Genomic DNA, 9251 nt, shown 5'->3' with positions numbered 1-9251 from the left:
CTGGGCGAGGGTCGCGGGTGGTCGGGCGGGGGTCAGGGGTGGCTGGGCGAGGGTCGCGGGTGGTCGGGCGGGGGTCAGGGGTGGCTGGGCGAGGGTCGCGGGTGGTCGGGCGGGGGTCAGGGGTGGCTGGGCGAGGGTCAGGGGTGCTTGGGCGAGGGTCGCGGGTGGTTGGGAGCGGGCCGCGGGTGGTTGGGCGGGGGCCGCGGGTGGTTGGGCGGGGTCCGGGGAGTCCGGGGTGCGGGCCTGGGGGCCGGCGGGGGAGGTGGGTAGCGTGACGTTGCTCCTGCAAGGGCTGGGGCTCGGGATCCTGACAGGCGGGCTCTATGCCTTGCTCGCCTCCGGTCTCTCCCTGTACTTCGGGGTCATGCGGGTCGTCATGGTCGCCCACCCCGCCTTCCTCTTCCTGGCCGCCTACCTCACCTACACCCTCCACACCGCCCTGGGCATAGACCCGCTGCTCACCATCCCCCTCACCGTCCCGGTCTTCTTCGTGCTGGGCGTGCTGGTCCAGCGTCTCCTGCTGGCCCGCCTGGCCTCCGACCAGGTGCAGATGATGTCGGTCCTGCTGACGTTCGGCCTGGCGCTGACGATCGAGGGACTCCTGGGCACGATCTACACAGGCTCCTACAAGTCGGTCACCGTCGGCTATGACACGAAGAGCCTCACGATCGGGCCGGTCAGCCTGCCGTACGACAAGATCATCGCCTTTGGGGTGGCGGGGCTGACGCTGGCGGTGTTGTTCGGGGTGCTGGTGAAGAGCCGGTTCGGGCAGGCGCTGCGAGCGACGATCCAGCATCGGGAGGCCGCGCGGCTGGTGGGGATCAGGACGGATCGGGTCACGGGGTACGGGTTCGGCGTGGGGCTGGCGACGGCGGCCGTCGGGGGCGGGGTGCTGGCGCTGATCACGCCGTTCTTCCCGGCCTCGCACTGGGCCTGGATCGGCAAGCTCATGGCGATCATCGTGGTCGGCGGCCTGGGCAGCGTGGTGGGCGCGGCGCTGGCGGCCGTGCTGCTGGGCGTGGTGGAGGGCCTGGTGCTGGTGACGATCGACGCCACCTGGGCCACGCTCATGTTCTACGCCTTCCTGTTCCTGACGCTGCTGCTGCGCCCGCAGGGGTTCTTCGGAGGCCGGCTTGCGCACCGTTTCTAAACTCCTCCTTCTCGCCGGTACGGCCGGCGCCCTCGCCTACCCCTGGCTGGTCCCGAACTACTACCTGGTCTACGCCGGAGTCCTGACGGTCATGTACGCCGCCATGGCCACCTCGTGGAACATCCTGGGCGGCTTCACCGGCTACGTCTCGCTGGGCCATTCGGCCTTCTTCGGGCTGGGCGCGTACGGCACCGGCCTGCTGATCACCCGGGCGGGCATGCCGTGGGTCCTGGCGCTCCTGGTCTCGGCGGTGCTGGTCACGGTGGCCGCGGCGGTCATCGGGGTGGCGGCGGTCCGGGTGCGCGGGGCGTCGTTCGTGATCGTGTCGATCGCGCTGGTGTCGGTGATGAACCTGCTCGTGCAGGGCTGGCGCTCGCTGACCGGCGGCGCGACGGGCCTGCAGGTGCCGGCGCCGTTCGACCTGAGCAGGGGCCAGACGCACATGGTGTTCTTCTACCTGTTCCTGGCACTGCTCGGACTGGTGCTGCTGACCTGGTGGTTCATCTCGCGCTCGCGCTTCGGCGGCGGGCTGAAGGCGATCAGGGAGGACGAGGACAAGGCCGAGATGCTGGGCGTGCCGACGGCGGCGTTCAAGGTGGCGGCGTTCGCGGTGTCGGCGTTGTTCGTGGCGCTGGCGGGCGGCCTGTACGCGGTCTGGTTCCGCTCGCTCGACCCGATCTTCGTCTTCTCCATCGTCAGCGGCGTCTACATGGTGCTGATGAGCCTGCTGGGCGGGGTACGCCACCTGTTCGGCCCGCTGCTGGGCGCGCTGATCATCGCCCCGGCGGGGGAGTACTTCCTCATCGCGCTCGGCGAGTCGCAGATCCACCTGACCGCGACCGGCGTGTTGCTGGTGCTGGTGGTGCTGTTCATGCCGGAGGGCATCGTGCCGAAGCTGGCCGGCCGGCCGAAGGGAGCCTCGATCAGGGAGGACACCGCCGAGCAACGCCTTCAGGAGGTCAAGGGATGAGCCTCAGAACCGAGGGTCTGGCGAAGGCGTTCGGCGGGGTCACAGCGGTGGGCGGGGCCGACGTGGAGATCCGCGAGGGCGCGATCAACGGCCTCATCGGCCCGAACGGCTCCGGCAAGACGACGTTCTTCAACCTGGTCACGGGCCTGATCCGGCCGGACGCGGGCCGGGTGCTCTACAGGGGCAGGGAGATCACCGCTTGGTCGCCGCACCGCATCGCGCACGCGGGGCTGGGGCGCACGTTCCAGCTGTGCCGGATATTTCCTCGCATGACGGTGCTGGAGAACATGCTCGTCGCCGTCCGCCGCACCCGCCTGCGCGAACTGCTCGCGGGCAGCCGCAACACGGCCGAGGTCGAGCGGGCCCGCCACTGGCTGCACAGGATGGGCATCGAGCACCTGGAACACGCCGAGGCGCGGCACCTGTCGTACGGCCAGCAGAAGCTCCTCGAACTGGCCGCGATCTTCATGGGCGACCCCGACCTGGTGCTGCTGGACGAGCCGGCGGGCGGCGTCAACCCGGCGCTGATCGACCGGATCGTCACGCTGGTGCGCGATCTCAACGCCGAGGGCAGGACGTTCCTGGTCGTCGAGCACAACATGGATGTGGTCATGGGCATGTGCGATCACGTGGTGGTCTTCGACCGCGGCACCCCGATCTGCGAAGGAACCCCCGAGACGGTCCAGAGCGACCCGCGCGTGCTGGAGGCGTACCTAGGTGTCTGAGCCGCTTCTGTCACTCAAGGACATCACCGCGGGGTACGGCAGGGCCGCCCTGGTCCTGCGCGGCCTGTCGGTCACAGTCGAGGCGGGCCAGGTCGTCTGCCTGGTCGGCCCGAACGGCGCGGGCAAGTCGACCGTGCTCAGGGTCGCCAGCGGCCTGCTCGCCCCCCGCTCCGGCAGCGTCGTGCTGGCCGGCGAGGACGTGACGGGACGCTCGCCGCAGGCGCTGCTCGACCGCGGCCTGTCGCACGTGCTGCAGGGCCACAGCGTCTTCCGCGAGATGACGGTCGCGGAGAACGTCCGGCTGGGCGGCTACACCGTGCGCGACACGGCGCGCCTGCGCGAGCGCGAGGAGGCGGTGAAGGAGTTGTTCCCGATCGTGGCCGAGCGGTGGGGCGGCATCGCCGGCCTGCTGTCGGGCGGGCAGCAGAAGCAGGTGGAGTTCGCCCGCGCGCTGATGCTGGAGCCCAAGGTGGTCCTGCTGGACGAGCCTTCCATGGGCCTGGACCCCAAGACCACGCAGACCGTCTTCGACCAGATCGACCTGATGCGCCGGGCCGGGGTGGCGGTGCTGCTGGTGGAGCAGAACGCCCGGCGCGCGCTGGAGATGGCCGACGTGGGCTGCGTCCTCGACCTGGGGGCGGTGCACATCTCCGGCCCGGCCCGCGAACTGGCCGCCGACCCCCGGCTGGGCGCCCTCTACCTGGGCGGAGCGGCCGCCCGAAATGGCCCTCAAACATGACAAGATGTGCGAATGTCTCCAAAGGAGACGCCGTTGCTCAACTTCGCCAAGGGAGTCGCGCCGCTGACCTCCTGCATCGGGGTCGTGGCGGCCTTCTGGCACATGTCGTGGATCGCCGGTCTGGTCCTGCTGGTCAGCGGTACCGTCGCGGTGATCGCCTACGGCGGGTTCTTCTCGGTGCTGCCCCGCGAGATGGGCGGTGAGGGGATCGTGCCTCCGGAGAAGTCGATCCCGCCGGAGCTCGACGAACCGCACCCCACCGCCTGACCGCGCTCAGGCGGGCACCAGGACCCGCTTCCTGAACACCCAGTACGTCCAGCCCTGGTAGAGCAGCACGAACGGCAGCGTGATCAGCCCGATCCAGCTCAGCATCGTCAGCGTGTACGGCCCCGAGGCCGCCTCGGCCAGCGTCAGCCCCGGCAGCGGCATCGGCGCGAGCTCCAGGAAGACCGCCACCGAGGCCAGCACGATCGCCCCGGCGGTGGCGGCGAAGGCCCAGCCCTCGCGCCGCCGCCAGATCAGCGCCGCGGCCCCGGCCAGGGCGGTGGCGGCGGCCAGCGCCGCGGCCGTGCCGACCACGCCGCCGCCCAGCCGCAACAGCGCCAGGACGCCCACCGGCACCGCGAGCGCCGAGGCGGCCAGCGCCGCCGTCCGCGCCCGCCGCCGCAGCGGTCCCTCGGTCCTGAGCGCGAGGAACACCGCGCCGTGCAGCACGCTCACCGCCAGCGAGAACACCCCGCCGAGCAGCGCCGCGAGCCCACTGGCGAACAGCATGTCGGCGAAGATCGCCCCCCACAGGAACGCGGGCAGCGCGCTCCCGGCCACGATGCCCGCATCGCACCAGAACGTGTTGGTCACCTTGCCGCGCCACTCCAGCCCGACCCCGCGCACGATCAGCCCGACCAGCACGAGCGCGACCGGCAGGTAGAACGAGCTGAACATCCCCGCGTACCAGGCCGGGAAGGCGGCGAACATCGAGCCCACCGCGGTGATCAGCCAGACCTCGTTGCCGTCCCAGACCGGGCCGATCGTCTGCAGCGCCTGCCGCTGCTCGCCGGCGCCGCGAGAGACGAACGGCGCCAGCATTCCCACCCCGAAGTCGAAGCCCTCCAGCACGAAGTAGCCGGTCCACAGGAAGGCGATGATCACGAACCACAGATCGATCACGGTCAGCTCCTCAGTACGCCAGCGCCGGTTCGGGCTGGGCGGCGACGTTCGCGGGCTCGTCGAGCCCCTTGCGCACGTGCCTGGTCAGGAGTACGGCTTCCGCCACCGCGAGCCCGCCGTACAGCAGAGTGAAGATCACGAGGGTCGTGGCCACCTCGGCGAGGCTCACGCCGGGCGAGACGCTGGAGGCGGTGAGCAGTTCGCCGGCGACCGTCCAGGGCTGGCGGCCCACCTCGCTGAGCAGCCACCCGGCGATCACCGCGAGGAACGGCAGAGGCAGCGCCAGCACCAGCACCTTGGCCAGCCAGTCCGGTAGCGGCCGCTTCCTGCGGGTCAGCCACAGTCCCAGCACCGACAGCGCGACCGTGCCGAGCCCGAAGACGAGCATCACGCGGAACGACCAGAAGACCACCTCGGGGTTCGGCCGGTAGTCGCCGGGGCCGAACTGCTGCTCGAAGCGCTTCTGCAGGTCCTCGGTGCCGGCGATCACCGCGTCGGGGTCGTGGGTGGACAGGAAGCTGAGCACCTTCGGCACCTCGAGTCCTGGCACGATCGAGAACGGCGCGCCCGCGGTGTCGTGCTTGAGCCCTTCGGCGGCGGCCAGCTTCATCGGCTGCTGTTCGTGCAGGAGCCTGGCCGACATGTCGCCGGTGCCCGCGACGACGACTCCGGCGACGGCGGTCATCAGCAGGGCGGCGCGGGCGGTGCCGCGCCACATGTCGTCGCGGTCCTTCAGCCAGCGGTAGCCGCAGACGGCCAGGACGAAGCCGCCCGCCACGATGAACGCCGAGGCGATCACGTGCGGCACCTGGGCCACGGCGGTGGAGTTGGTCAGCACGGCCCACAGGTCGGTCATCCTGGCCCTGCCGTTCTCGACGGTGTAGCCGACCGGGTGCTTCATCCAGGCGTTGGCCGCCAGGATGAAGTACGCCGACAGGTTCGAGCCGATGGCCGCGGCCCAGATCGTGGCCAGGTGCACCTTCTTCGGCAGCCGGTCCCAGCCGAAGATCCACAGGCCGAGGAACGTGGACTCCATGAAGAAGGCCAGCAGCGCCTCCATGGCCAGCGGCGCCCCGAAGACGTCGCCGACGAAGACGGAGTACTCACTCCAGTTCATCCCGAACTGGAACTCCTGCACGATGCCGGTCACGACGCCCATCGCGAAGTTGATCAGGAAGAGCTTCCCGAAGAACTTCGTCAGCCGCAGGTAGTGCTCCTTGCCCGTGCGGTGCCAGGCGGTCTGCAGCCCGGCCACGAAGATGCCCAGGCCGATCGTCAGCGGTACGAAAAGAAAGTGGTAGACGGTGGTGATGCCGAACTGCCACCGTGCCAGGTCAAGTGCGTCCATCTGTCCCTCACGGGTCCCTGAGCTCTACAGCCTGTAGTGCATCTACTAGAAGTAGTACTACAAGCTGTAGAGCAACGGGGCGGCGAACTCTGCGATCTTCGTCACAGCCGGAGAAAACGTGTCCGCCGAACGTGGAAAAGTGCGATGACTTCCTGTGCGGGCCGGGGTCTAAATAGGCACAGACTCAGAGAAAGGCACGGGAGATGACCACCATCGAGCTGGCCCAGGTGCTCTTCACGTCGGCCCTGCAGCCCTCCGACATCCTGACCTCCGACCGCGTGCGCACCGTGATCGACGACCGGCTCTGCGCCTGCGGCGGCGACACCGCCGGGTGCGCCGCCTATGTGGCGCAGGAGGCCGGCGACCACCCCGACGCGTTCGCCGCCCGCATGCGCTGGGCGCTCGGCGCGGTCACCGCCGCCTACCCCGCCTACCGGCTCGCCGCCTGAGGAGGACCGTCATGCACCCCTTGTTCCGCGAGATCATCGCACCGCCGCTGTGGCAGGCGCCGCCGGAGGAGGAGCGGCGGCACCGTCATCGGCGCCGCGCCGTCCTGGCCAGGCGTCAGGTCGCGGCCAGATAGGCCTGAAGGTCGCCCAGCTCGTAACCCCGCCGCCTGATCTTGTCGATCAGGATGCGGAAGTCCCTCGCCAGGTTGGGGCGGAAGTGCAGCAAGAGGATGTCACCGGGGCGCAGCCTCTTGTCGGGAACCTGGTAAGCGATCTTGCCGCCTGGCTGCACGCTGGCGGTCCACAACAGAACGTCCCTGATGCCGCAGGACTTCGCCGCGGCCAGGGTGTCGGCGTTGTAGTTGCCGAACGGGGGCCGGAACAACGCCGGACGGGCGCCGATCCGCTTGCCGATCAGCCGGGAGGCGCCGCAGATCTCCTCGCGCTGGGCGTCACGGCTCAGCAGGAGCAGGTTGGGATGGGTGAGCGTGTGGTTCTCCACCGCCACCCCGGCCTCGCGCAGCTCCTGGAAATACCCCCACTTGCCCGCGCCCACGAAACGGCCCGTGCCGCCGGCCGGGTCGGGCGTGCCCTTGGCCTCGACCGCGTCGCGCATGGCGAAGGCGGTGATCGGGATGCGTTCCTCGCGTACCTGCCTGACGAAGCCCGGGTCCTGCTCCCAGCCGTCGTCGATGGTCAGGAAGACCACCTTGCGCCGGGTGGGGATCGAGCTGATCACCCTCGGACGCGGGCCGGTGATCTTGCGAACCTCGCCCGGACGGGGTTTCACGCCCGCGGGCTCCTGGGAGCGCGGCGCGGGTGAGGCCTCCCGCGGTGGGGGTTCGGCGGCCGGCTGGGCCTGCCCCGCCGTACAGGCCGCGGTCATCGCCGACAGCGCCACCATCCCCGCCGCGCACGTACGGCGCGGCCCCCCGAAGATCCCCCTGGCCATGGCGACCCATCATGCCAGCTCGACGAGGACTTCCCGCGGTTCTCGGCGGGAGTTGCCATGCGGGCGGAGGGGGTCGTGTGCCTAGAGTGGCCGTGTGAAGCTCGCAGGCAGTGCCGTGATCGGCATCGAGAGAGATCGTGTGTGGGCGGCGCTCCAGGATCCGGCGGTGCTGGTACGCACCATCCCGGGCTGTGAGCGCCTGGAGGAGAGCGGGCCGGACACCTACCGTATGACGGTCACCGCCGGCGTGGCCGCCATCAAAGGCGTGTACCACGGCGAAGTGGGGCTTTCGGAGCCGCTCGCGCCCGAGAGCTTCGTGCTGCGGGCCCGGGGGCAGGGCGCGCCCGGCACCGTGGACGCCACCGTCCACGTCAGGCTGAGCGAGGTCGAGGACGGCACCCGGGTCGACTACGACGCCGAGGCCGTGGTCGGCGGCATGATCGGCGGGGTCGGGCAGCGCATGCTCGGGTCGGTGGCCAAGCGGACGGCGGGGGAGTTCTTCACGGCCGTGGAGACCCACCTGCGCGAAGGTCCCGCGCCCGCCGCATCCGTCGTGCCCGCGCCGCCGGGCGATCCGGCGGCGGCCCTCGTGCCCGCCGCCGCCCAGGTCTACGAACGGCCGGCCAAGGAGCACACGCAGAGCCGTCCCTGGGTCATGCTGGCCTCGTTCGGCATGGGCGCCGGCATCGCCCTGACCGGCGTCGCGGTCGGCTGGCTCCTCGGCCGGGCCACCCGCCGCCCCGGCCCGCCGTAACGGGAACCGCTGCTCGCCGCGCTGCCAGGCCCGGCAAAGCGGACGTCGTGGGCCGGGCCCGGCGTAGCGGAAAAGGATCTCCGGGCGTAGCGTTGCAAGTATGCGCCAGGCACATGCTGAAGACGCCAGGACCGAGGCCAGGCGAGTCGTCCGCAACCTGCTCGGCGAGGACCGGCCCACCGCCGAGCTGCTCATCGGCGACGCGACCCCGGTACTCGGTCACGAGCGCACTTCCCGCTGCCTCGACCTGGCCCTCGGCGCGTCGCTGACCCGCCGCTCGGCGGAGCTGGCCGCGATCGCCGCGCTCCTGGTCGGCACCAGAGAGCTCGGCGAGGCCTGGTGGTCGCAGACCAGGGGCGGCAAACTGCCCGCGCCCGACGAGGTGCTGCGCACCGCCGTCGCCATCGAGCCGTGGACCGATCTCACGGCGCTGGAGATGCTCGGCGCCTGGATCGCCGACGACGCCGCCGACCAGCTGTGGGGCCGGCCCGTCGCCCAGGTCGACCTCAACTCCTGGCAGGCCGAGGACCGCTTCGACCTGCCCGACGGCGTGAAGCCCGGCCAGCGGCTCGTGGTGCACTTCGACGCCGGTGGCCGCCTAGACGCGGTGGTGGCCCGGCGCCCCGACGACGACCTGGGCTCCAACCTGGACTTCCACTCGTTGCGCTACTCGCGCCCGGCGGAGGCGCAGTGGAGCTGGGGCGTGGCCGCCGGCCTCGGCCCCCACCACCTGCCCGGCGACTCACCCGACCCGTACGCCAGGAAGGTCGACCAGCGGGCCGTGGGCATCCTGCGGGCCTGGGCGCTGCGTCACGGCGTCGGCCAGGACCTTCTCGGACCGGCGTGGGAGACGGTCGGGGACGTGGTGGCCGCGATCGAGCGGGTCGACTGGATGTGGCGCTCGGCCGAGTGGTTCGGTTGGTGGCGCGGGGCCTCCGCGCTGGTGGACGACTCGGGCTACCTGCCGTACCGGCTGGACGAACTGGCCGCCGGATAG

Annotated in this window: 12 protein-coding genes; 9 read left to right on the top strand and 3 right to left on the bottom strand. The window is 70.9% G+C overall.

The window, feature by feature from the left end:
* Positions 1-271: 271 nt before the first annotated feature.
* From ACIBHY_RS16200 to ACIBHY_RS16180, 5 genes are read left to right on the top strand one after another with little or no spacing between them, the layout of a single operon-like run.
* Positions 272-1150, top strand: a complete 879-nt coding sequence (locus tag ACIBHY_RS16200) for a branched-chain amino acid ABC transporter permease (RefSeq protein WP_397242636.1) — start codon at positions 272-274, stop codon at positions 1148-1150.
* Positions 1134-2120, top strand: coding sequence for a branched-chain amino acid ABC transporter permease (locus ACIBHY_RS16195; protein ID WP_397242638.1), 987 nt, complete (start codon positions 1134-1136; stop codon positions 2118-2120). Before ACIBHY_RS16200 ends, ACIBHY_RS16195 begins: the two co-directional genes overlap by 17 nt.
* Positions 2117-2845 (top strand): ABC transporter ATP-binding protein, encoded by a 729-nt coding sequence (locus ACIBHY_RS16190; protein ID WP_397242640.1) that lies wholly within the window; start codon positions 2117-2119, stop codon positions 2843-2845. Before ACIBHY_RS16195 ends, ACIBHY_RS16190 begins: the two co-directional genes overlap by 4 nt.
* The gene (locus ACIBHY_RS16185) at positions 2838-3584 is read left to right on the top strand and encodes an ABC transporter ATP-binding protein (protein WP_397242642.1); all 747 of its coding nucleotides are present in this window, start codon (positions 2838-2840) and stop codon (positions 3582-3584) included. Before ACIBHY_RS16190 ends, ACIBHY_RS16185 begins: the two co-directional genes overlap by 8 nt.
* Positions 3585-3596: 12 nt before the next feature.
* Entirely contained in the window at positions 3597-3851 is a 255-nt protein-coding gene (locus tag ACIBHY_RS16180) for a hypothetical protein (protein WP_397307027.1), read from the top strand.
* A 6-nt stretch (positions 3852-3857) separates the two neighbouring features.
* Here ACIBHY_RS16180 and cydB read toward each other — a convergent pair whose 3' ends face one another.
* Positions 3858-4751 (bottom strand): cytochrome d ubiquinol oxidase subunit II, encoded by an 894-nt coding sequence (cydB, locus tag ACIBHY_RS16175; protein WP_397307026.1) that lies wholly within the window; start codon positions 4749-4751, stop codon positions 3858-3860.
* Between the two features lie 10 nt (positions 4752-4761).
* The gene (locus ACIBHY_RS16170) at positions 4762-6099 is read right to left on the bottom strand and encodes a cytochrome ubiquinol oxidase subunit I (protein ID WP_397242648.1); all 1338 of its coding nucleotides are present in this window, start codon (positions 6097-6099) and stop codon (positions 4762-4764) included.
* 203 nt (positions 6100-6302) lie between these two features.
* On the opposite strand from ACIBHY_RS16170, the gene ACIBHY_RS16165 reads away from it, so the two are divergent.
* Both ACIBHY_RS16165 and ACIBHY_RS16160 read left to right on the top strand, forming a co-directional pair.
* Positions 6303-6548: a hypothetical protein gene (locus tag ACIBHY_RS16165; protein ID WP_397242650.1), complete on the top strand. Its 246-nt coding sequence runs from the start codon at positions 6303-6305 to the stop codon at positions 6546-6548.
* 11 nt (positions 6549-6559) lie between these two features.
* A complete protein-coding gene (locus ACIBHY_RS16160) occupies positions 6560-6682 on the top strand; it encodes a hypothetical protein (protein WP_397242652.1) in 123 nt (40 codons plus the stop codon).
* Here ACIBHY_RS16160 and ACIBHY_RS16155 read toward each other — a convergent pair.
* Positions 6664-7500, bottom strand: a complete 837-nt coding sequence (locus ACIBHY_RS16155) for a polysaccharide deacetylase family protein (protein ID WP_397307025.1) — start codon at positions 7498-7500, stop codon at positions 6664-6666. The two genes, ACIBHY_RS16160 and ACIBHY_RS16155, sit on opposite strands and share 19 nt — an antisense overlap.
* A 94-nt stretch (positions 7501-7594) precedes the next feature.
* On the opposite strand from ACIBHY_RS16155, the gene ACIBHY_RS16150 reads away from it, so the two are divergent.
* Both ACIBHY_RS16150 and ACIBHY_RS16145 read left to right on the top strand, forming a co-directional pair.
* Entirely contained in the window at positions 7595-8254 is a 660-nt protein-coding gene (locus tag ACIBHY_RS16150; protein WP_397242656.1) for a carbon monoxide dehydrogenase subunit G, read from the top strand.
* A gap of 100 nt (positions 8255-8354) precedes the next feature.
* Positions 8355-9251, top strand: coding sequence for a hypothetical protein (locus ACIBHY_RS16145; protein ID WP_397242658.1), 897 nt, complete (start codon positions 8355-8357; stop codon positions 9249-9251).

The organism is Nonomuraea sp. NPDC050547 (genome assembly GCF_044457345.1).
In the GTDB taxonomy this organism is placed as follows: domain Bacteria; phylum Actinomycetota; class Actinomycetes; order Streptosporangiales; family Streptosporangiaceae; genus Nonomuraea.
The sequence above is the reverse complement of the archived record's forward strand: the minus strand, read 5'-3'. Positions and strand labels throughout refer to the sequence as shown.